At 42.1% G+C, this 24418-nt stretch carries 20 protein-coding genes; 8 read left to right on the plus strand and 12 right to left on the minus strand.

The features are described 5' to 3' along the window. Genes minD through TPSD3_RS03230 form a run of 5 tightly spaced genes read right to left on the minus strand, consistent with a single transcriptional unit; the run spans window position 1 to window position 4006 of the window. Window positions 1–807 (minus strand): septum site-determining protein MinD, encoded by an 807-nt coding sequence (gene minD / locus TPSD3_RS03210; protein ID WP_086487141.1) that lies wholly within the window; start codon window positions 805–807, stop codon window positions 1–3. Between the two features lie 18 nt (window positions 808–825). Beyond that, complete coding sequence (minC, locus tag TPSD3_RS03215; protein WP_086487142.1) at window positions 826–1584, minus strand: septum site-determining protein MinC; 759 nt, start codon at window positions 1582–1584, stop codon at window positions 826–828. A gap of 47 nt (window positions 1585–1631) precedes the next feature. Then, the gene (locus tag TPSD3_RS03220; RefSeq protein WP_086487143.1) at window positions 1632–2714 is read right to left on the minus strand and encodes an AI-2E family transporter; all 1083 of its coding nucleotides are present in this window, start codon (window positions 2712–2714) and stop codon (window positions 1632–1634) included. 5 nt (window positions 2715–2719) lie between these two features. Beyond that, window positions 2720–3076 (minus strand): hypothetical protein, encoded by a 357-nt coding sequence (locus TPSD3_RS03225; protein WP_086487144.1) that lies wholly within the window; start codon window positions 3074–3076, stop codon window positions 2720–2722. A 27-nt stretch (window positions 3077–3103) separates the two neighbouring features. Beyond that, complete coding sequence (locus TPSD3_RS03230; protein ID WP_086487145.1) at window positions 3104–4006, minus strand: LysR family transcriptional regulator; 903 nt, start codon at window positions 4004–4006, stop codon at window positions 3104–3106. A 361-nt stretch (window positions 4007–4367) separates the two neighbouring features. Here TPSD3_RS03230 and TPSD3_RS03235 point away from each other — a divergent pair, with 361 nt between their 5' ends. The 6 genes from TPSD3_RS03235 (at window position 4368) to TPSD3_RS03265 (ending at window position 11162) form a co-directional block, all read left to right on the plus strand. After that, on the plus strand, window positions 4368–4676 hold the full coding sequence (locus tag TPSD3_RS03235; protein WP_176329708.1) for a hypothetical protein: 309 nt from the start codon (window positions 4368–4370) through the stop codon (window positions 4674–4676). Window positions 4677–5208: 532 nt separating this feature from the next. Further along, entirely contained in the window at window positions 5209–5709 is a 501-nt protein-coding gene (locus TPSD3_RS03245) for a lytic transglycosylase domain-containing protein (protein WP_086487148.1), read from the plus strand. Between the two features lie 258 nt (window positions 5710–5967). Next, on the plus strand, window positions 5968–6936 hold the full coding sequence (locus TPSD3_RS03250; RefSeq protein WP_086487149.1) for a substrate-binding domain-containing protein: 969 nt from the start codon (window positions 5968–5970) through the stop codon (window positions 6934–6936). Then, window positions 6937–9141, plus strand: coding sequence for a bifunctional diguanylate cyclase/phosphodiesterase (locus tag TPSD3_RS03255; RefSeq protein ID WP_086487150.1), 2205 nt, complete (start codon window positions 6937–6939; stop codon window positions 9139–9141). It abuts the gene before it with no gap. Between the two features lie 9 nt (window positions 9142–9150). Then, window positions 9151–9807, plus strand: coding sequence for an EAL domain-containing protein (locus tag TPSD3_RS03260; protein ID WP_086487151.1), 657 nt, complete (start codon window positions 9151–9153; stop codon window positions 9805–9807). 47 nt (window positions 9808–9854) lie between these two features. Beyond that, window positions 9855–11162, plus strand: coding sequence for an amidase (locus TPSD3_RS03265; protein WP_086487152.1), 1308 nt, complete (start codon window positions 9855–9857; stop codon window positions 11160–11162). Between the two features lie 219 nt (window positions 11163–11381). Here the strand turns inward: TPSD3_RS03265 and TPSD3_RS03270 are convergent, their stop codons facing one another. After that, a complete protein-coding gene (locus TPSD3_RS03270) occupies window positions 11382–12194 on the minus strand; it encodes a dienelactone hydrolase family protein (RefSeq protein WP_086487153.1) in 813 nt (270 codons plus the stop codon). Window positions 12195–12233: 39 nt separating this feature from the next. Beyond that, entirely contained in the window at window positions 12234–13049 is an 816-nt protein-coding gene (locus tag TPSD3_RS03275; protein WP_245391512.1) for an inositol monophosphatase family protein, read from the minus strand. 105 nt (window positions 13050–13154) lie between these two features. Between TPSD3_RS03275 and TPSD3_RS03280 the strand changes: the two genes are divergently transcribed. Further along, a complete protein-coding gene (locus TPSD3_RS03280; protein WP_086487154.1) occupies window positions 13155–14246 on the plus strand; it encodes a WD40 repeat domain-containing protein in 1092 nt (363 codons plus the stop codon). A gap of 60 nt (window positions 14247–14306) precedes the next feature. After that, window positions 14307–15143 carry a hydrogenase expression/formation protein gene (locus TPSD3_RS03285; protein WP_086487155.1) on the plus strand — a complete coding sequence of 279 codons (837 nt, stop codon included), beginning with the start codon at window positions 14307–14309 and terminating at the stop codon, window positions 15141–15143. Here the strand turns inward: TPSD3_RS03285 and TPSD3_RS03290 are convergent. The 5 genes from TPSD3_RS03290 to TPSD3_RS03310 form a co-directional block, all read right to left on the minus strand. Next, window positions 15140–15919: a TatD family hydrolase gene (locus TPSD3_RS03290; RefSeq protein ID WP_086487156.1), complete on the minus strand. Its 780-nt coding sequence runs from the start codon at window positions 15917–15919 to the stop codon at window positions 15140–15142. The genes TPSD3_RS03285 and TPSD3_RS03290 overlap by 4 nt on opposite strands. Before the next feature lie 61 nt (window positions 15920–15980). Further along, window positions 15981–19154, minus strand: a complete 3174-nt coding sequence (locus TPSD3_RS03295; RefSeq protein WP_086487157.1) for an efflux RND transporter permease subunit — start codon at window positions 19152–19154, stop codon at window positions 15981–15983. Between the two features lie 106 nt (window positions 19155–19260). After that, on the minus strand, window positions 19261–19503 hold the full coding sequence (locus TPSD3_RS03300; RefSeq protein WP_086487158.1) for a hypothetical protein: 243 nt from the start codon (window positions 19501–19503) through the stop codon (window positions 19261–19263). A 26-nt stretch (window positions 19504–19529) separates the two neighbouring features. Then, window positions 19530–21152 carry a hypothetical protein gene (locus TPSD3_RS03305; protein WP_086487159.1) on the minus strand — a complete coding sequence of 541 codons (1623 nt, stop codon included), beginning with the start codon at window positions 21150–21152 and terminating at the stop codon, window positions 19530–19532. Window positions 21153–21229: 77 nt separating this feature from the next. Continuing rightward, on the minus strand, window positions 21230–24343 hold the full coding sequence (locus tag TPSD3_RS03310) for a CHAT domain-containing protein (RefSeq protein WP_086487160.1): 3114 nt from the start codon (window positions 24341–24343) through the stop codon (window positions 21230–21232). Between the last annotated feature and the right edge of the window lie 75 nt (window positions 24344–24418).

Consider the following 24418-nt stretch of genomic DNA (forward strand, 5'->3'; position numbering starts at 1 on the left):
TTAGTTTCCAAATAGGCGAGAAAATAAACCTCTTTTCTCTGAGAATAAACGCATGGGGCGGTCTTCTCCTAAAAATCTCGCCACCACATCCAAATACGCTTGTCCGGCATCGCTGTCGCTTTCCAATGTCACGGGAACGCCCGCATTAGAAGCCTGCAAAACAACACTTGATTCAGGAATAATGCCAATGAGCGGAATGGCCAAAATTTCCTGTACATCTTGCGCGCTTAACATTTCTCCAGACTGGACTCGCCGCTGCACATAACGAGTTAATAATAAATGTTCTCGAATGGGTGTTGCGCCTTCAATGGCACGACGGGTTTTACTCGACAATAGACCAATAATTCGATCCGAATCCCGCACCGAAGACACCTCAGGATTCGTGACAATTAAGGCTTCATCCGCAAAATACATGGCCATCAATGCCCCATGTTCAATGCCCGCCGGCGAATCACAGATAATAAATTCAAAACGCTGTTTTAATTCGTTTAAAACCCGCTCCACGCCAGATAAGGTTAAGGCTTCTTTATCGCGGGTTTGCGAGGCGGGCAACACATATAATTGTTCGACTCGTTTATCTTTAATTAAGGCTTGATTTAAATTGCCTTCATTATTAATCACATTGACAAAATCATAAACCACCCGCCGTTCACAACCCATAATCAAGTCTAAATTGCGTAAACCTACATCAAAATCAATCACCACAGTGGGATGTCCGCGCAAGGCCAAGCCCGTGGCAAAAGCCGCGCTGGTGGTGGTTTTACCCACGCCTCCTTTACCCGAAGTGACAACAATAATTTTAGACAAATGAATATCTCCTAAAAATTAGCGCAAAGCGGTCTCTAGTGGTTGTATCACGAGACGTTGCTGATCCAATGCGATTTGTACTGCCTTACCGCGTAAAGGTTCGGGCAGTTCCTCGTTAATCTGATAATGACCGGCGATAGCCACCAGTTCTGCGTCCAGATGCTGACAGAAAATTCTCGCCTCTTTGTCGCCATTGACCCCGGCCAAAGCACGACCACGTAGCCGACCGTACACATGAATATGACGATGTGCCAAAATCTCTGCGCCGGGACTGACCGAAGCCAGAATAATCAAATCCCCTTGCAAGGCCACAATTTGCTGCCCAGAGCGCACCGGTTGGGTAATAATCTTGGTCGCGCCAATACTGGCGGGTGCGAGATCAGGGGCGATCAATTCTTCTTGGGGAATGGTGGGAGGAGCGGATGTCGTTTCTGCTACACGTCCTCGTTCTGGCCGCGACGGGTTGGGCAAAATTCCCAAATTGAGATCGATGGCCATTTGCTGTTGTGCGGGGCTGGCGTTGCGCACGGCGACGGGAATTAAACGCTGTTGCCGAATCACGTGCAGCAAAGCCACCAAATCCAACGACTGATCGGCAATCGCCAGCAAATCCAACACCAACGGAGCTTGTCCTAATAATTGGGGAGCTTGGGCAACTTTATGGGCTAATTGCGCCGTAATCTGTTCTAAATCTGTCGATAAAACGCGCAACACCATCAGTGTGAACAAACTGCCTTTCAACTCAATGGCAGGCGACGAAGAAAAATGATCAACCATGACAACACATTGACGATAAACCTAAAAAATAAAGTGCAAAAATGAAATTATAGAATAATGGGTGGCGGCAATTGATGATGCAACTCAGAACGCGGCCAAGCATTAATTAAAGCCTTCACCAAAGCGGCTAATGGAATGGCAAAAAATACGCCCCAAAATCCCCACAATCCACCGAAAACCAACACCGCCACAATAATGGCTACAGGATGTAAATTAATGGCTTCAGAGAATAATAATGGCACTAAAATATTACCATCAAGTGCTTGAATAATAAAATAAATACTCACGATCCAAAAAAATTCAGACCCCCATCCCCATTGAAAAAAAGCCACAATAATCACAGGAAAAGTGACCGCCACCGCACCCACATACGGCACAATCACCGATAAACCCACCAACACCGCCAGCAAAGACGCATAATTTAAATTTAACCAATAAAAAGCAATATAAGTGACAATGCCGACAATAAATGTTTCATAAAACTTTCCGCGGACATAATTACCAATCTGCAAATCCATTTCTTCCCAAACTCGCTGTGCAACTGCCCGTTCTTTGGGTAAGAAACCCACTAACCAGTCCAATATCTTTTCTTTATCAATCAAAAAGAAAAATACCATTAATGGCACTAAAATTAAATAGATAATTAAAGTCACAATCACAGGAATCGACGCTAAAGAATAAGATAACACCAATTGTCCCAAAGTGCGTGCGCTGGAGCGAATGGTGTTCATTAAACTTTGAATTTGTTCTCCTGAAATAAAATTGGGATAATCATCGGGTAATTCCATTAATTTATTCTGCCAGCCGCCGATCATATTGGGTAATTCTTGAAAAAATTGACTGATCTGATAAGACAATAACGGCAATAAAAATAACAGAAGAAATGTCAATAAAGCAATAAATGCCATAAAAACAATCAACACCGCCAATCGTCTGGGAAAATGCCAATGTACCAAGTTTTTCACCACACCTTCCAACAAATAAGCGATAATAATACTCGCCAACAAGGGGGCCAACATTCTCCCCATCGTCATAATAATCGCCACCGTAGCCAATAAAAAAACCAGTAAAAAAACCGCCTGGGGATCAGAAAAATAACGGTGAAACCATTGATTAACCACTCTGAGCATAATCTTTAATCCGCCTGAATAAATAGTTCATAACGACGCTGAAATAAAACCTCTAATTCATCAATTACATCAGAGGCAGAACGACCTTGCAACACATGTTGACTCAACAATTGAGAAGCCTCATTGAGCAAGGCAGATTTGTCTAGCATGGGGTAAGTTTGTGACAATCGTTTGATTGCTTTTACCACAGACTCTTGCGCGGGACGGGGGATAGCTAATGGCGTGGGCGATGGCGCGGGACAAGGAACAGCGGCCGCCGTTCGGGCGTGCAGAAATTCAGCAAACGCCAGCAGCATGGCTTGTTCTGCTGCTGGCAGCGCGCTGGCCAGGTGATGGAGGCGAGTTAAATCTGGCACATTCATGACGGGTTAATAATTCGCCTAATCCCATTATTCGGGGTGAGTTTGGCAGTAATGGCGGGCAAAATTCAGCAATTCTTCCATTGTGCGTAAACGAAACTTTTGTTTTTGATGTACGAAAGAAAAGGGACGTTCTAGTTTTGGTTCTAATTCTACCGATTTCAACGTGCCTAATTGCAATTCTTTTTGAATCGTGGCACGGGATAAAATAGAAACGCCCATGCCGGAAGTCACAGCCCCTTTGATGGCTTCGGAACTGCCCAGTTCCATGATAATATTTAAATCAAACAGAGACAATTGCGCCGCTGCAAAATATTCCGTGATCACCTCTCGTGTCCCCGATCCTTCTTCTCGGAAAATAAAAGGATAACGCGCCAATTCATCCACCGTCACCGATTCTTTAGCCGCCAAAGGATGGCGTACGGGAACAATGCCCACGAGTTGATCCATGCGGCACAATTCTACCGCTAAACTCTTGTTATGTACGGGAGCTTCTACCACCCCTAAATCAATTAAATTATTCTCCACCATAGAGACAATTTCATCGGTATTAGCCACGCGCAAACGAATAATCACTTCAGGGTAGCGGTTTTTAAAATCGCCCAGCAAAGCCGGCAACATATACTCCGCAATGGTGGTACTCGCGCCAATTAACAAAATACCACTCACATCCCCTGTCATTTCTTTCACCGCATTATCCATTTGTGAGTATAAATCAAAAATGCGCTCTGCATAATCATAAACCAATTGGCCGATTTCTGTTAGCGTGATGCGATTGTGGGTGCGGTCAAAAAGTCGAGTGTTAAAATGTTCTTCTAATTGTCGCACTTGAAATGTGACTGCGGGTTGCGTCATGTGCAAGGCTTCCGCGGCTTTGGTAAAACTCAGCAGGCGAGCCACGGTATGAAACACTTGTAAGCGTCGATCCGCCATAAAATCTCCTCTCTTGGTTAGATCACATCACGTCTGTGTGTTGAACGATGGGCAACAGATAACTTCTACGAGCTATCGGTATTCCGACGGGGTGATTATCCACCTTCTCCCTCTGCGCCGCTATAACACCATTTAATAAAATACTAATAAACGACTATTATAGAGCAAAATCAAGCCACACGGGCAACAGGCATCGTCTTGTAATTAAAAATTTTTTAGAAAGGATAGTTTTTTTTGGGAAGGAACAAGAATAGAATAAGAATGAAAGACAAAACACAACCGTTCTAATCGAACTCACCCCACCTATTACACAATGTATCGCACAAGGTTCAACATGAAGCCCATGCAAAAAATACGAATAATGCTCTTTTTTTCGTTATTAACGGGGATTTTTTCAACAATAAGCTGTAGCAAGGCGATTTATGGCGTTCCAGCAGCACAATGGCACACCATGACCGAAGCAGAACGACAAGCGGCAATCGCGGCTTTTAACCGCGATGAAGCCATTTATGCCCAAACCCGACAACGTGCCGAACAAGCCAAAGAAGAAGCCAAACGCGCCCGCAAAGAAGCCGAATTTTGGCAACGTCACTGCCGCAACACCAAAGAAAATACCCCCGAAGAGATAAAAATTCATTGTAAAAAAATCACACGACAAAAAATGATGTGAAACATGGGAAGTTGAGAGCCGAAATAATGGCTGCCATCGCGTGATATGGCTTGCTGTTTTGCCTAAAATGTTTTACTATCACCCCATCACGTTTAACGTATACCCATAATAATACCCCCGCGCTGATGTCCATCACACACTTTTCTGCGTTCTAGCTCGTCTCCCCCATCGAGACCAAACCAAATCCAATCACTGCCCTTACTGTCCTGCAACAAAGACAGCGCGTGAGCGTGTCTGAACACCTCTCCTGCTGTCGGCCGTTTATCTGCAAAAAAACAACACTCATTGGTAAAAACCACAACATTCGCACACCTTGTTTTTATCCGCTCTTGTCGGTAAATAGCGACAGAAGTCCTTTTTTTTTCATTTATCCCTGATAAAACCCACTTTTTTTCCCATTTGTTGTATTAACACAACAGCACTGACTGCTTGTTTAACAAGGAAATTAAAAAAATAACAACAAAAAACTTGAAATATGTTGCGAAAATGACAATAATAGTACTAACTACACTATATCTTGAGGTACTTTATCATGAAAAATCAATTAAAAACAATGCGTTATGTTGTTATTACCCTGTTAGCGACACTGTTGTTTTTTAGTCACGCCCTTGTGGCAAAAGAAGAACTGAAGCAACTCGCCGACCGCGCCGCAAAAACCCACGGCATTGATCCCCACCTGTTCCGCTCGTTAATTCACCAAGAGTCCCGCTGGAAACCCCAAGCCGTTTCACCCGATGGCGCAGTGGGATTGACGCAATTAAAACCCGAAACCGCTAAAGCCACTTGTGGCTTGAACTTTTCTGAGTTGAAAAACCCTGAGAAAAACCTTAACTGCGGCGCAAAATACCTGTCCCAGCAACTGGATCGCTTCAACAACGACGTAGAACGCGCCTTATGCGCCTTTAACGCAGGGCCAAACATTACCGCTCGCCTAGGCCGCTGTCCCAACTATCCCGTCACGCGGCATTATGTAAAAACCATCATGGGACTGTGGGAAGCCAAACGAGTCGCTTCAGCACGCTCATTTAATTGAGTGGAATATTTCAGATTCAGACTGAAATATTTTGAGGCGTTTTGAATACCACTTTTTCTGATTGCACTAAAAAAGGTATTCAAAACGAAAGAAAATAGGGTCAAGTTTACGCTGTAATAAAATACAGCGGAACTTGACCCTTTTTTATGCTTGAAATGAGACACTCTATCGTCGAAAATTAAGGCGATAGATTGCCCTTTTTCACTTTCCTTCACTTTTACCGCTCAAGTAAAATTCAGCTTTTTCAAGGATAACCTTATGTTTAATAACCAATTAATACAAATTTTAATTATTCTTACAATAGGATTTATTTCTCCTGTCAATAAAGCAGATACCGATTTATCTTTTTTAGCCCAACGGGTGGACGCACAACAACGGCCTTTTCTCATTGGTTTTGCGCAAGATGATTTAAGCAATGATTGGCGAGCGGCACAAGTTCGTGACTTACAAAAAGCCTTAGAACCTTACAAAGAATACATCACTTTACACGTCACCAATGCCCGCGGCCAAACCGCACAACAAATCAAAGATATTGAAGATTTAGCTCAGAAAAACATTGACTTACTCATCACCAGTCCGCGTGATGCCGCGGCCATGACTCCCGTGATCAGCCAAATTTATCAAGCAGGCGTTCCCGTGATTCTGCTCAGTCGCCGTACTCTTAATGACGACTACACCTTGTTCATTGGCGCGAGTAATCGAGATATTGGACGACGCGCCGCCGACTTTTTTGGCCAACAAGAAAAACCATTGAACTTATTGATTTTACAACATATTCCCAGCAGCACGCCCGGCATTCAACGCACTGAAGGATTTTTGGAAATGTTACCGCGTTATCCTCACTTAAATATTGTTGGCATTAAACGCGCAGACTCTCTGCGTGCTTTAGCGATTCAAGCGGTGGAGCAGGCGATAGCCGAAGGCCTGTCATTTAACGCCATCTATGCCCAAAGCGACAGCATGGCCAGTGGAGCGCGGTTGGCTTTGCAACACGCCGACATCGATCCCGCCACGATAATGATCGTCGGTATTGATTACATCAACGAAGCGCGTGCTGCGATTCGTGCAGGCACGCAAACAGCCAGTTTTACCTATCCGACTTTTGGTCAGGCTGGGGCTGAATATGCCCTGAAAATTTTACAACAACAGCCGATTCCCAAAGAGATTATGTTGGAATCGGTTCTGGTGACGAAAGACAACGTCGAACACATTGATCCCATTTTTTAAATGACTGCACTTAAATTAAAACATAAATTACTCTTATTGTGGCTGGGTTCTATTTTATTATCATTATTATTAGTGGGTGGATTATTCAGTTATTTAAGCACTCGTTTTCACACGCTAAATGCACGCCATTATATTGCGCAATCTTTTGCTGATCTGCGTGCGGAGTTTTCTGTAATTGAACAACGATTAGCCAAAAATGCTGAATTGCTGACAGCGCGAGAAGATGTGATTGCTTCTTTATCCCTAATCAATACCTATCAAGATATTGAGCAGTATCAACCCTTAATTTTTGATGTAGAAAAAAATAAACTCAGTCATATTTTAAAACAACAATTGTTAATTGCCAATTTAAACTTAGGTTTTTTCTACGACAGTCAATTGCGTATTAATAGTTTTTGTTGGATTTTTATTGAAGAAGATCATTACTGCGGTTATCTTTCTTATCAGGAAGAAGCGCAGCCGTTGTTATTGGATACGGAAAATAAAACTTTTCTATCTCCTTTTCCCACCGCATTGCAACACACGCAATTAAATCAAGCCACAGAACAAGCGCAATTTACATTAAAGCCTTATGCCCAAGGTTTATTATTTACCCTAACGCAGCCCGTATGGCGCACATTAGGACAACGACAGCGACAGGTGGGCTTTTTGCAATTGGCAGAAAAGTTAAATGTCACCTCAATAGAGCAGTTATTAGGACAAAAAGAAGCGCGATTTGCTTTTGCGTTGTCAGAAGATTTACTGTACGGAGATGTTACTTTAGAAAATTTAGAATTTTACTTTAAAATCGCACCTGATTTAGAACAGGTTGACTTTAAAAATGAACTCGATTGGTGGCAGCCGAATGAAGATTATTTTTTAGGCGTTACGGCGTTACATTTAGGAGAAGAACAACGGGTTATTTTTATTTTTACTTTAGACAAATCAACTTTATATACTCAAATTACGGTGATGCAACAAGCAGTATTGGTGATGCTATTCTTTGCGGGAATATTATTAATTCCCATGGGAACTTTATTATTAAAACATATTATTTCAGATCCTATAGAGCAATTGGTGAGCGGCGTAGAAGCCTTAACCGCAGGAGAATATTTAACTGTTAAACACCATAAAGAATGCGAATTAGGTATTTTAGCCAATTCCTTTAATCAAATGAGCAGCACTTTGCGCCAAAGAGAAGAGCATTTACGCAAATTATCTCAAGCCGTAGAGCAAAGCCCTGTCTCGATTTTAATTACGGATAAAGAAGGCATTATCGAATATGTGAATAGAAAATTTGTCAACATTACGGGCTATACCCAACAAGAAATTTTAGGAAAAAAACCCAGCATTTTAAAATCAGGTTTTGCTTCAGAAAAACAATATGATATTTTATGGCAGACAATTGCTCAAGGTCATGAATGGCAAGGCGAATTTTATAATCGTAAAAAGAATGGCGAATTTTTCTGGGAATCGGCTTTAATTTCCCCGATTAAAAATAATTCAGGACAAATTACCCATTATTTAGGTATTAAAGAAGACATTACCGTTCGCAAACAATATGAAGACCAATTATTACATCAAGCCAATTTCGATTATCTGACTAATTTGCCCAATCGGTTATTGGCATTTGAGCGATTAAAACAAGCATTAAGCAAATCGCAAGAAAAAGGTTATTTAGTTGGTGTATTATTTATTGATTTAGATCAATTTAAGCAAGTCAATGACAGTTTAGGTCACAGTGTCGGTGATGAGTTATTAATTGCTGTGAGTCATCGTTTATCCCAATGCTTAAAAGAACAGGATACTTTGGCACGATTGGGCGGCGATGAATTCTTGGTCATTCTGCCGCAATTAAACCATCGTAATCAAGCCGAAGTGGTGGCACAACAATTGATGATGGTGCTGAATGAACCTTTTAATTTATCTAATCGGGATATTTTTATTGCAGCCAGTATAGGCATCACCTTATCGCCTAATGATGGCACAGAACCCAATACTTTATTACGCAATGCCGATGCGGCAATGTATTGGTCTAAAGAAGATGGAAGAAACACTTATCATTTCTTTACGCCAGAAATTAATCAACAGGCTTTAAAACGCTTAGAAATAGAATCACAATTGCGTTATGCGTTGGAGCGGGGCGAATTATCGCTGCATTATCAAGCGCAAATGAATGTGAAAAATCAACATGTGATTGGTGCAGAAGCTTTATTGCGCTGGTAAAATCCCGTATTGGGACAAGTTTCTCCCATACAATTCATTTCTATTGCTGAAACCACAGGCTTAATTAATACCATTGGGGCTTGGGCATTGCGCACCGCTTGCCAACAAGCCAAATTATGGCAAACACAAACCCGAATTCCTTTAAGAGTCGCGGTTAATGTGTCTCCTTATCAATTTCGTGACGGCCATTTATTAGAAACGGTGGCGCAAGCCTTAGAAGACACTCATTTAGCTCCTGATTTTTTAGAATTAGAATTAACCGAAAGTTTGTTAATGAGCAACGCCAAAGAAGTGAAAGAAACTTTACAAGGTTTAAAACAATTAGGCGTTCATTTGGCGTTAGATGATTTTGGCACGGGTTATTCTTCATTAAGCTATCTTAAACATTTCCCATTTGATATTTTAAAAATCGACCGATCTTTTATTAAAGATTTAACCTTAAAAAATGAAGACGCATCTTTAACCACTGCAATTATTATGATGGCGCATAGTTTGGGTTTAACGGTGATTGCTGAGGGGGTAGAAACGCAAGAACAATTGGCTTTTTTACATTTTCAAGGATGCGATTGTGTACAAGGTTATTATTTAAGCAAACCATTACCCGCTGAACAATTTATGCAGTTTATTCAATCGCGTCGTTTTACTAAAAATGGGATTCGATTGTAGCAAAATCAAACCCTCTCAATTTCTGAAAAAATAGGACTGTTTTTCTTATGCCATTATTTGCCAATTTAACGCATCTTATTTCCAGAATTCATCAAGGCCAATTAAGCGTAGAAACCTTATTAACCCAATATTTAACCACCATTTCAGAACGTGAAAATGATATTCATGCTTTTGTCGATTTACAACCTGACTTTGCTTTACAAATCGCCCGCCAATTAGACCAAAAACCATTAATTCAACGCCAAAAACCTCTTTACGGCATTCCTGTAGCCATTAAAGAAATCATTGATGTTGCGGGATTATGTTGTGCTTGGGGCAGCCCGATTCATCAAGGGCGCGTCCCCATGAGCGATGCCCCATTAGTCACACGATTACGCGATGCGGGCGCGATCATCATCGGCACAACCGTATCAACCGAATACGCCATTGCCAATGCTGGCCCCACCCGTCATCCATACGACTTACAACGCACGCCCGGCGGCTCATCCAGCGGCTCGGCGGCTGCGGTGGCCGCGCAAATGGTACCCATCGCCATTGGATCACAAACCATCGGATCGGTGATACGTCCTGCCACCTATTGCGGCGTTTACGGCTTAAAACCGACTCGCGGCGCGATCAGTCGCGTAGGCGTAATGCCCTTGTCGCCTGCGCTGGATCATATCGGTATTCTCGCCAGCCAACCCGAAGCGATTACCTTGGCGTGTCAGGCGTTATTTGGTTTTGATCCGCGTGACAGTGGCAGTTGTGACATTGCGCCGCCGCGGTTGGAAAATACTCAATTACCCAAAAAAGCAATTTATTTCAATAATTTACTCGCGGATCGTATTGAATCTCCCAGTCAATTAGCCCTACAACGCGCCACTCGTATTTTTCAAGAACACGACATTCCTGTCATTGAAAAGGAATTACCCGCGGCTTTTGCGTCGCATATCGATTGTATTCATACGCTGTTATGTCGAGACATGGCGATGATTCACGGCGAAGATCGACGGCGTGCCGGGCAGCAAATGAGTGAACGTTTACGCGGTTTGATTGATCGTGGATTACAAATATCAGACGAAGCCTACCGCGCCGCGCAGCAGCAAGCGGATGATTATCAAGACTATTTATGTCATTTATTACAAGATGATCAGATTTTTTTAGCGGCAGCGGCTGACAGTATTGCGCCCATGTGGGCATCGGATCATACGGGAGTGCCTTTTTTACAAGGTTTGTGGACATTGACGGGATTACCCACGTTAGCCGTGCCTTGTGGACGAGTCACTGGATTACCTGTTGGCGTACAATTAATTGCCAAACCCTGTGCAGAACATGTGATATTAAATGCAGCTCGATTAATTGCTAATCATTTGTAATGTTAATTTGTCTGAATCAGAATTTACAGACACAAAAATTTTCAAAATTGATTCTTGCCCGTCATTTATTTTTCGTAGATTTTTTATTCTTTAATTCTGAAAATCCTGAAATTCTGTAAATTCTGATTCAGACAAAAAAAACGCAATTCTCAGCTTATAAAATAAACTAAAAATTGCGTCTTTCAACTGCTTAAAAAATCTTTAAAAAATTTCTATTATTTATTCGTTAGGTGCGGTAAATAAACCCGTTAAAAACTCTTGTAATTTTTCCCAAGAATCTTCATCCGCAGCTTTATCATAAGCCAATGGCAAATCGAATTTTTTCGCCAATTCATCTGCATCTGGATTAGTAAAGCTGTGCTGCACATCGGGGTAATTAACAAAAGTAAAATCGACTTCAGCCGCAGTCATTTCTTGCTTAAACGCTTCCACCACATCCGCAGGAATTAAACGGTCTGCTTCGCCATGAAACACAATGACTTTGGCTTGTACTTCTCCCGCTTTCGCAGGATTATCCGTACCTAAACTGCCATGAAAACTGGCGACCCCCGCTAATGTCGCGCCGCGCCGTGCCATTTCCAACACCACCGCGCCACCAAAACAGTAACCAATGGCGGCAATTGCATCTTTGTCCACCGCACTGTGTTGTTGTAAAACATCAACAGCCGCATGAAAACGCGCCGCTAATGCCGCTTTATCGGCCATGGCGGCTTTCATAAATTCGCCCGCTTCTTTGGGATGATCAGCCGTCTTACCATCGCCATACATATCAACGGCTAAGGCGACGTAACCCGCTTTCGCCAACAGCGTCGCCCGCTCGCGGGCATAGGCGTTGTGTCCCCACCATTCATGTACGACTAAAATGGCTGGCCGCGGTGTCGTCACTGCATCATCATAAGCCATAAAACCTTTTAAGGTTAAATCGCCTGCTGAATAACTGACTTCTTCTCCCTTAATCTCCGCTTGAATGGATACACTAAATAACAGTAATGTCGATGCCAATAAACTACCTAATTGACGCGCTAATTTCATCAACTCTTCCTCCTTAATAAAAGTAAATGTAACAAACAACTATAATTTTAAATCAGCCGTTAAATGTGGCTTAATGGTCTGTAAAATGCCATTTAATATTTTGGGATTGCCAGCCACCAAATTACCCGTTTCAAAATAATGATGACTGCCCCCAAAATCAGTGACCAAACCGCCGGCCTCTTCGATTAATAAGACCCCCGCAGCAATATCCCAAGGCTTTAAACCAATTTCCCAAAAACCATCGACTCGTCCCGCGGCCAAATAAGCCAAATCTAAAGCCGCCGATCCCGCTCGTCGAATATCAGCCACTTGGGCAAATAAGGCTTTAAACATGTTTAAATAAGCCTCTAAATGCTGTTGATATTTAAACGGAAATCCTGTGGCTAATAAGGTATCATTCAGTGAAATCGGCGTACTAACGCGCAGGCGTTGATTATTTAAATAACAGCCCTTGCCCCGCTCGGCATAAAATAATTCATCCCGCAATGGATCATGCACCAAACCCAGTAATAAACGATTGTCTTTTTTTAACGCAATTGACACTGAAAATTGCGGATGTCCATGCAGAAAATTAGTCGTGCCATCTAAAGGATCAATAACCCATTCATATTCACTGTCGCCGTATTTAGCGGCTTGACTGCCACTTTCTTCAGCTAAAAAAGAATGGCTGGGATAAGCGCGACTTAACATATCAATAATGATTCGTTCGGCATGGCGATCCACTTCACTGACAAAATCTTTATCCCCTTTATTTTCAATGTGTAATTCTAAGCGTCTTTTTTGCGCTTTAAGCAATTCTTTACCTGCTTCATGGGCGGCTTTAATTGCGGTATTCAACATGGGATGAAGAGACATAAGTTGATTAACTCCTTTGTATTAAATTAGTTTACATTTTACCTTTAGCGATTAACAGTTTACACTAACCACCTAATAATTGCTGTACTTTTAGGAGTTTTTCTCATGCCAATGCGCTTATTTATTTTTATTTTATTGTACCTGTTTTTTTTAAATACACAAGCATTAGAATTAACCCCTTTGGCACGATTAACGGGTCATGAGGATGGAATCACTAAAGTGACCTTTAATCATCAAGGCACTCAATTGATCACCACAGGCGTAAAAACAGCGCGATTGTGGCAAATTCCAGAAGCCAAATTAATCGCCGTTTTAGCGGGGCATCAAGGCACATTATGGGATGCAGATTTTAGCCCTAATGATGAGCGATTAGTGACGGCTTCTGATGATAAAAACGTGTTTATTTGGCGTGTGAATGAAACGAAATTATTAGGGCGTTTTGATCAGCATAGAGATTGGGTGATTCGGGCGCAATTTAGCCCCTCTGGCGAACAGCTTTTAACCGCTTCGCGTGACAACACGGCGCGCCTTTGGGATTTGCGCACGGGGTCTGCGCTTGCGTTGTTGGTTGGGCATCAACAGGGCGTGGCGGATGCGCGTTTTAGCCCAGATGGTCGCTATGTGGTCACGGTCGGGCGTTTAACGGCGCGGCTTTGGGAGGCGGAGACGGGCAAACCTCATGCGATTTTGCGCGGGCATCGCCAAGCCGTTTATCATGCGAGTTTTAGCCCAGATAATCAATGGCTTGCCACCGTTTCCGAAGATCGAGAGATTCGCTTGTGGGACGTGCGCACAGGCGAATTAAAAGCCACATTAAGCGGGCATGAAAATAGAGTTTATTACGCCGATTTCAGTCCAGACAGCCAATTTTTAGCCACAGCCAGTTATGACAATACCGCTAAATTATGGCGAATTGCAGATAAAACATTAGTCTATTCTTTAAACGGTCATAACGCGCCTTTACGTAAAATTATCTTTAGTCCCGATGGCCGTTTCTTACTCACTGCGAGTATAGACAATACCGCTAAATTATGGTCTGCGGAACAAGGTCAATTAATCGCCACATTGGCTGCCCATCAAGACTGGATCACTGATATTGCCTTTAATCCCGAAGGAACAATGGTGGCTATTGCTTCCGCCGATAATTCAGCCACATTATGGGATATTCGTCCGCTATTTTCTCCTTCAGAAGAATAAAAAGCAATTTTTATTCTCTCATTTTCTCATCTTTTTTCACTATTGTTAGAGCTAAATATTATGCTACCTTTTAACGATTTTACGCCACCGATTGAAGAAACACCATTAGAATATATTGCCATGCCACAAGAAATGGCCACATTTCGTGCGCCATTATTGCCAGAACCAGAGACCATTCACCATTTAAAAGCGGCTCGTGCTTTAATGAATGAATTGGCAATTCAATTAAAAGATTATCGCATTGAGCAATCTACGGTGCAATTATCACTGGATCATTTGGATGCCGAAAATTTAAAATTGGTGGTGCAAACTTTAGCCGAAGGCGAAGTGAAAATTATCGCCAATGGACAGCAATCGGTGCGCTTTCAAGAATCGGTATTGGCGGGTATTTGGTTGGTGCAATGTCTGAATGAACAAGGGCAGATTAAAAGCCATTGGGTGGAAATTGGGGCGATTCCCGAATGGGTGCGGCACATTGCTGATACAGAAATTCCTGCGCAATTAGAGCCGTTTAATTTTCCTGATAATCTCATGAATGCGCCTGCTATTTTAACCGAAATTATCGACAAACAAAGCCATTGCCAACATGGTGATCCTGCGCATATTATTAACTTAACTTTATTGCCGATCAGTGAAACGGATCAAACGTTTTTATTAAATCGTTTAGGCACGGGTTGTTTAACGATTTTATCCAAAGGTTATGGCAATTGTCGCATTAGCAGTGCCAATTTGCGGCGGGTGTGGTGGGTACGTTATTATAATTCTATGGATCAATTAATTCTCAATACACTAGAAATCACATCTATTCCTTCCGTCGCCTGTGCGGCTCAGGAAGATATTGAAGACAGTTATTCCCGCTTAATGACACTGCTGAATGATTATTTAAAATGGGGCTAATAAGGATGTGATGCGGTGGAAAATAAACGGAAGAAATTGTCAGTGGTCGCACTGGCAATGTCTTCAACACTTTCATTGCGCAATTCTGCAATATAATCCGCAACATAGCACACGTAAGCAGGTTGATTGACTTTACCGCGATGGGGAACAGGGGCTAAATAAGGTGCGTCTGTTTCCACTAATAAATGGCTTAATGGCATTTTTTTCGCTACGTCATGTAAAACTTTTGCCGTCTTAAAAGTAACAATACCCGAAAGGGAAATATAAAAGCCTAAATCCATCGCTTTTTGTGCCGTTTCCCAATCTTCCACAAAACAGTGCATCACACCACCAATATGGTCTGCTTTTTCCTGTTTTAAAATAGCCAAGGTATCTTCGTGCGATTCTCGCGTGTGAATAATGAGCGGTTTACCGATTTCTTTAGCCGCGGCAATATGGTTGCGAAACCGTTGTTTTTGCCATGCTAAATCCCCTTTGTGGTGATAATAATCTAATCCCGTTTCACCAATCGCAATCACGCGATCATTATCCGCTAATTGCAATAATTCATCGACGGTCATTTCGGGTGTAGATTCAGTTAAATGCGCCGGATGAACGCCCACAGAAGCAAATACACTATCAAATTGCGTCGCTAATGCCAATACTGTAGAGATATTAGATTCATCAATGGCAACACAAAGAAAATGACTGACTCCTTTTAAATGTGCTGTTTCAATTAAGTTTTCTGGGGTATCTACAGTAATTTGGTCTAAATGACAATGTGAATCAACAAGCATTATCCTAATTCCAGAGTGAATGAATAAGTAAAAACGCCATTTATCTTTTCTTTAAAGAAAATTATTTGGCGTGTGCGTGAGCATGCCCCCAACGTTCTTTGGCTTCCTGCAATAAATCCCATTGTACAGGGACTAAAAACAGCGTCAATACCGTTGCCACAGATAATCCTGTCACGAATGTTGAAGCCATTGCGCCCCAAACCAGCGAATAACTGGGGATGCCTAAAGCCATTGGCAATAAACCTAATGTAGTGGTTAATGTGGTCAATAAAATAGGACGCAAACGAACGTGAATAGCATGAGTAATTGCCTCATTTCTGGAGCTTCCTTCTTGATAATTGCGATTCATAAAATCAATCATAATAATCGAGTTATTGACCACCACGCCCGTTAACCCCACAATCGCAATAAAACTATTGACCGTAAATAAAGATTGGGTTATTACACTGCCAAAAATAACACCAATTAAAGCAAAAACCACTGAAGATAAAATAATCAGCGGCTGTACATAAGATTGGAATTGTGTCGCCAGAATCATATACATGATTAAAATGGCTAAAGCAAAAGCATAAGTCAGCGATAAATAAGAGCGTTGTGTGGCCTCATGTGCGCCGCCAAAAGTCAGTGCAGTACCGGGGTATTGATCTTGATATTGCGCATAAAATTGTTTCACTCGATTGACGACGACTGGGGTGGAAATCGGCGCGCCAGGACGAATATTGGCTAAAACTGTGACCGCTCGCTCGCCTTTATAGCGATTAATAAATGCCGATTCTTGACGAGTTTCTAAATCGACTAATTCCATTAAGCGAATTGCGCCTGAAGAATGCTCTAATACAGGAATATTTAACGCATCTACAGGGCTATTTAAATAATGGCTAGCAATGCCTAATTTAAAATCAATTTCTTCATCTGTGGCGCGATATTTTCCCACATAATAACCATCTAAAACACTGGCAGCAACACTGGCTACGGTACTGTTATCTAGCCCATATTCTTGGGCGCGGTCGGCTTTTACTTTAAATTGCAACACCCGCTGCGCCTGACCGCGATCATTGGCTAAATCGACCAAATAAGGGGATATTTCAGGATCAGTCCGTAAAAACTCTTCTAATCGCTGCGCAAAAGCGTAAATAGCCTCGTGATGCGAACCAACCACGCGAATATTGACATCTTTTCCTGTTGGAGGACCATCTTTTTGCGGTCTGACGCGAATTTGATAATTATCCATTTCAAATTGAGCTTTTAACCGATTGCGAATATCATCTAAATGTTTTAAAGGATCATTAACAGGAAAATCAGCAAATATTTGATCCGCTTTTGCAGGTAATGTGACAATTAATGTCCCCAAATGACTACTAAAACTTTCTCGATAATCTTCATCAATTTTAAATCCCGCTAATCCTTCCACAGAATCAACCATTCCAGAGCCATCTTTTAAAATAAATTGGGCGATTTCTCGCACTTTTTGATCAGTGATATGAATGGGAGTATTGCTTGGGGCTTCCACATCAACAAAATAAACGGAATAATCATCAGGAAAAAATTGAATTTTCACAAACGGATAAACCCCAATGACTGAGCTAATCATCATCGCTAATGCAGCCACAAAAGCAATTAAAATAACCACTAAACTAGAAAAACGAAAACGCAACACAATACGTAATAAATGGGTGCTTAAATGACGAAGAATTCTTATAGGCAAATGATCTTTTTCAACAATGACGATTTCCTTATGATGATCATTTGTCATTCTAGGGCCAAAATCAAGATAGTGAATGGGTAAAATGAATAAACATTCAATTAATGAAGCCACAATCGCATAACTAATGGTCATGGGAATTTGCGCAAAAAATTCCCCCGTTGATCCTGTCATAATGAGCATGGGTAAAAAAGCGGCAACGGTGGTGCTGGTGGCGGCAATCACCGGCAAAGCCACTTCGCTCGTGCCGTTAATAATGGCTTGCGCAATAGATTCGCCGCCTTGCTCAACGTGGCGATAAATATTTTCTACCACCACAATGGCATCGTCCACCACAATTCCTGTCACTAATACGAAGGCAAACAGAGAAATTTCATTTAAAGAATTCCCTGTCATATACATAATTCCAATCGTAACTGTAAAAGCAAATGGAATTCCAATGGTAATTAAACCTGCATTGCGAAATCCCATAAAATACCAAATAATGATGGATACTAATATAATCCCTGATAGCATATTAGAACCAAGGGTAAATAAATGGTCTTTTATTTTTACCGTAGAATCTTGTGTATAAATCACATTAACTTGTTCTGCTTCTAAAACAGGACGAAATTCTTCTAATTGTTTTTTTACTGCCTTTACGATATTTAAAGCATTACCTTGTTCTGATTTAATGACTTGTAATGTGAGGGAATTTTCGCCATTAACTGAGGTAGTAACCAACGGGTCACGGTAATCTAATTGCGCCTGCTCCATGACATCATTAACCCGCACAAAACTACCATCCGCATCTTGACGTAAAATTGTGGCTAACACTTGTTCGCGGTTATTAAATTTTTCATCCACAACGACCGTAAATTGTCCCGAATTGTCGGAGAATTGTCCCGCAGGAATAGCGATATTATTGGCACGTAAAGCATGAGCCACTTGTTGAAAAGTAACGCCTAATGCACGCATTTTTTCTGGGTTTAATAACAGATGAAATTCGCGCACTTGTTCGCCTTTATATTCAACGCGCTGCACACCTTGAATTTGTTCTAATTGTATCTTTAATTGATCAGCCATTAAGGCTAATGCCCGATTAGATCGTTGTCCCATTAAATTGACGGCAATCACAGGGACAAAATCATCAATAGTAATGGAAACAATATTGGGTGGATCAATAGAATCAGGCAATTCATTTAACATGCCCAATATTTTAAAGCGCACTTCGTTGTATAAATGATCATAATCATGATCATCTAAAAACTTTAAATGAATAGAAGAAAAACCACGAGAACTCACAGATTGAATAAACTCAATATCTTGTACCTTTTTCAGGGCATCTTCTAATTTTTGCGTCACCAATATTTCTACATCGCTGGGCGATGCGCCAGGGTAAAATGTTTGAATAATGACTTCCCCAAATTTTACGCTAGGATAACGCTCAACAGGAATGGCCAATAACGCAAATGCGCCCGCAACAATTAATAAAACAAAAATAAGATTGTAAAAAACAACTTGTTTTAAAGAAAATTTGATTAGGCTTTTCATGACAGAAAACAAATATTTTGAATGGGTTATTTTTTAACATAAATTTGCCGTTGCCGAAAGACTCGGGACAACGGCGAATAAAGGAAATAGAGAAAATTCGTCAGGTTTAGCTTTCGCGAGGAGTTTTATGTACGGTTTGATTCTCGCCACTTCCTTTTTTATCTTTATAGGTGCCGAAACCGCCTTTTTTGGTTTGGGATAATAAGCTGCACAATACCAGATAGCGGGGATCATTTTCTCCATAGGCGGTTTTTGCCGCGGTTAATAAACTGCCATCGTCAAGATGATCAGCCAATAATGCCGTTAAATCAGCGATATAGTCAGATAAATTGTCTCGTAAATTACTCATGGTGGGCGACTCCTTTTTGAATGGGTTTATTCGGGACGATGGCGCAATGCCTTGTATTTTTTTCGCGCTAAACGGCGACGATAACTAAAACGCCACCATGCTTTGCCTACAGGGAACAGAATGATCAGCACCAACAGTAAAAATAGGGTCGGACTTTGTAAAATACTGGCCAGAATGTGAACCAAGGTACTGCTATCAAACCAGTGTAGTAAATCTAAGGCGGGTTGATACCAATGGTGGCCGCCGTCCGTCACTTCCGCGCCATGAGACCCCTTAGCCGCACCATGCAGCACGTGACCCATTTCCGCTAAAGCCACTAAGAAAATAATACCATGCCCCAGATGCCCTAATTTTTCGTATAACTCTAATTTTTGCTGCTCTAAAGCCAATTCCCACCGCTCAATAGAGCCGCGTAAATGGGTTAATTTGCCCTCAATGTATTGCTGCTGATTGCGTAAGTTTTCAATTCCATAATCAAACTGATTCAACAACAACGGCCGTGCTGAAGCCGTCGGTTTTCCATCGGAGAATTGCTGTTGTTGCAAGGCAGTTAGGGCTTCATCTTCCCATTGCCAATCAAATCGCCACACATCTGCTCCGTGTTTATTCACAATATGCAAGCGTTCCAATAAAATACGTCGATTAATGTGTAAAGTTTCAATGGCTTGCGGAATCCGTCCCAACTCATAACTGGCGCGGGAAATGAGGCTTTTCATTTCGTGTAGTTCATGTTCGAGTTGTTCACGTGTTTTACAATACAACTCCGCATCGCTGACATTACCGTAATGGGCGTTGACGCGGCGCAGGTGATGATCCAGTTTATGGGCGGCGGTATCGATTTTATTGTACTGCCTATGTTGCGTCATGATGGGATTCAATAGAAACATTAAAGCAGAATAACCTAAATTGTCCTTGCCAAACAGTAAAAATTCTTCTAATTGCGCATTTAATTCTTGATTTTTTTCGGTTGTTATATCATGACGCGCCAAACCATAAATAGAAAACGCAATATAATTGCTGTCTTCTTCCGCTTTTAAGGCAATTAAACAAGGTTCATCATGAACCTTAAAAGACAATTGCCATTTGTCTTTTTCTGCAAAAGAAGCGGTGAACGCTTTTGGTTTAAATTCGGGGTTAAATTCAATAAATGTTACAGGATTTTTCAGTGAAAAATCAGCAGGCGTTAATTCAAATAAAGCTTTATTATCAGGTTCATAATGGCAATCGCCTGTTTTTTCTTTTTTCTCAACATCATAAAGCGGCAACGTCACTGTGTGATCGGCGGCTTTCAATTCGTCATCTATGATCAATACAGCAACAGACAATAATAAAGTTTCACTTTCATTGCCTAATGAAGTGTGTAAAGTCACCGTATCAGCAATTCGACATTTTTCATATTCAGCCGATACTTTGCGCCAACTGTCTAACAGCAATTGCTGCATATCTTGATGGCATTTGGCCGCAGGAATATGTAGGCGAAATAATCGCTTATTGCCGTCAGGATAACCCACCGCTTCTGTGGGTGGCGTGTTTTTATTCACTTGGTCTTCGTTAATGGGTAAATGTTCAGGTTCTTTGATGTGGCGAGAACCCACCGTGCGTTGACGGTCAAACAAAAATAAAAATTGGTAGTTGAGAGATTGGGGCATTGTGTCGTTATCCTGATGCAAACTTTTTAGCTAATTGTAGGGTTTTTTTGAGAGAAAACAAGCGATCATTATCCTTGTCAACCCATCACAATAAATCCTGCCCAATCTCGATAATGGCTTAAAGGATTAGGATGGGATTGGAAGGCGGTAAATTTAGCGGTGCAAGTGATACGGGTGTCGGGATAGGTTTGCTTGAATTGCTCAACAATCGCGGTAAATTCGGCTTGTTTCATGGTGCGCATTTTTTGTTTTGCTTTTTCAACTTGTTGATATAATTCAAGTTCTTTATGATTTGCCTGAATTTCGCATAGACAGTGGGCAAACATAAATGTACTGACTTCGTTGACTGACCACAATGTGCCAATGACTCGATTCGCGCCCGCCGCAGCTAAAGCAGGGCCAATTCCCAAAGGGGCAAGCCAACCCTCTGCGGCATTCCCTGTAACATTTGAAACACAAGCCGACAACACCACTAGCTCACTGTTAAAACGCATGGCTTGAATTAACCAAATCGGTAAGTCAATATTTTCTTTTTTATCCGCACCATTGAGCTGTAAACCGCTTAATCGGGGTTCGCCGTGCACATATTGACCATGGGTAATTAGCCACACTTGACGACTGTTTTTTAATTCGGCTATGGCTTGAAAAATAGGGTAATTCTGTTCTGGGCTGTCTCGTTTAATGAGGTCTTTAGCGATTTGCGTGTGCCAGTGTTGCTCAACCCATAAGGCCTCTGGAACGGCGCAGGGTAAATTGGAATGAGGCGATAAACTGAATAACCAACGCTGTTGGGTGTCGTAATAACGCTCGATTTGATGAAACCAGTGGCTAATGCTAACGGCACGATTCAACCAAGCAGCGCATTGGTCTAAGGCTTCCCACGGTAATTGTCCCAAAGGTGCGGGAAAAATAACGAATAATTGCGTGCATTTTGCCTCTTTTGCGTATTTTTCTAAGGCATTAGCCACCGTTTGTACGGTGTTGCTGTTCATGGTGGCTTGCCAATGCGGGTCTGTGGGATTTTCAGCGGCGTGCCAGTCGTAAAAAGTCTTTCTTTCTTTAGAAACCACCCAATTATTGTCTTGATGATCCATCCAACGATCAGCCACTCCTGTTTCCTCGTCATTGTACCAGTGAATTTGGGCGCAATCTTCAGGCAAATCGTTTAACTTTAAGCCTTCTCGCGTCAAGGTTAAGTATTTTAATGTGCCAGTATTCGGGTCAAAAAATAATTGGACAATGGCTTGATGTGCTTGTAATTTTTGTTGGCATTGGCTTATGGAGACGCGCTGTAACCAGTTTTGAAATTGGGTTATCCACGCTTGCGCTACTGACCAAGGGTCTGCGGGTTTAACGGGGAGATCACTGATTAATCGATTGAAACTGTCTCTTAAAGCATCCCATGCCAATTTGCCTATGGTTTGTTTCCAATCTTGAGGCAAATTATTTTGCGCCACCATTAATCCCATGCGACTGCGTTCTAAAGTGTCCCAAATGGATGCAAGGGAAATCGTGTCTTGTTGACACTGCTCTTTGAGCCGCACAGCCGCCCAGTTGTGTACATATTCGCCCAAACGACTGTGGAGTGGTTCGTAATGCGCCACAAGGTAATGAAGGCGTTGATTTAAAGCGGCAAAAGTGACTGTAATATTTTGTTGTTCTAAAGCCAGCGGGAACAGGTGCGCTAATTCTTGTTCTAGCGTTCTTTTAAGGTAATCGCCTATATCGCCCAATAAACAAGCGGTAAGTATTTCGCGGCGCAAGGTATCTTCATCAGTTTGCGCGTGTAGGGTAAATGTTTGAAAAAAAGGCAGCAATTGCTTGGTTTTTTCTTTGTTTTGTTGCCAAAGCGGGTCTAAAGCAGGGTCGGTTTGTTGAGTGAGTTGTTGTAGGGTTTGGTGTAGCGTGGAGTCAAAGTTTTCGCTGTAGCTGAATTCAGGCGATAAATGCCGTTGAATGAATTGGGCTTTTTTGGGATTAGGATTTAACGGCGAAAGCAACCAATTTTTCAAAATGAATTTGCTGGTTGGAACTAACCAAGATTGCCATGCAGGTGCAGCAAAAAAAGAACGTAAGCGTTCAGGTTGTTGCCAAATTGGCGTGTCCTGCCACTCCTCATCGGGTTTATCCGTGGTTAGGCTAAGTAAGGCTAAAGTTAAAGCAGAGAAATTGTGTAGCGTCCACAATTCATCATCTAAGGAATACTGCTGACAATAATTGTGGTGCAATATTTTAAGTATTTCTTTTTGTAGATTATCCGCTTCTTTCAGCCAGTTGGGATTATTTGCCAAGGCGTATTGTTTTTGTTGGGCATGGTCGCGGAGCGTGTGTTGCTCTTGTTGCTGTTTACGTAAAAAATAGCGACGCGGCCAGTGCCAGAGTTTATCCCTCAGGCGGGTGGAGTGGACTGGAGATAATGCCAGAGTAAGCTGTTCAATTTTTTGTTCATGCGCTTGGATTTTATTGCGTAGCTGCTGGTTTTGCCCATCAAAATCACTCAAATTTTCCCAGCGTTCCAACAACCCAGATAATTCCTTATGGTATTCGCTTTGTTCAATCAGATACAAGGTTTCCGCCAAAGCCAACAAATCTTCCGTATCAAGACAGGGAAAAACCCGTTGCGGCTGTTCAGGCTGATGCCAACGAGTGACATTGTCCTCCCAAAGTTGCCTACAACCTTGGGCGATGACTTCGGGATCGTGATCGGTAGATAAATGATTTCTCCAGTTATGGGCTATTTCCCCAGCAACCTCAGAACGACGCAGTCCCACCCAAGACCATACCCCCAAATAGGGCAGTTGGTCTATGACTAGGGCGGCTAACCTTTGGTTGCCAAATGAAGAGATATGATTATCGTATAACCCCAGAATCTGATCCGCCAGCCCCGCGTGTTGCTGCGCCATAGCGAGCCACGATTGCGCATGAGTGAGACCTGTCTCGTAATATTCTATTTGCTTATCCACACGCGTGAGTTGCCCGTAGCTACCACCTGTATTTTTGTATAACAATAGAATCTTCCCCGCCAGCCCCGCGTATTGTTGCGCCATAGCGAGCCACGATTGCGCGTGAGTAAGACCTGTCTCCTCATATTCTATTTTCTTATCCACACGAGTGAGTTTCCCATAGCTAAGACCTGTGTCGATGTATAAATTCAGAATCTGCTCCGCCAGCCCCGCGTGTTGCTGCGCCATAGCGAGCCACGATTGCGCGTGAGTGAGACCTGTCTCGTAATATTCTATTTCCTTATCCACCCGCGGCGGGGTGAG

The organism is Thioflexithrix psekupsensis (genome assembly GCF_002149925.1).
GTDB lineage: Bacteria > Pseudomonadota > Gammaproteobacteria > Beggiatoales > Beggiatoaceae > Thioflexithrix > Thioflexithrix psekupsensis.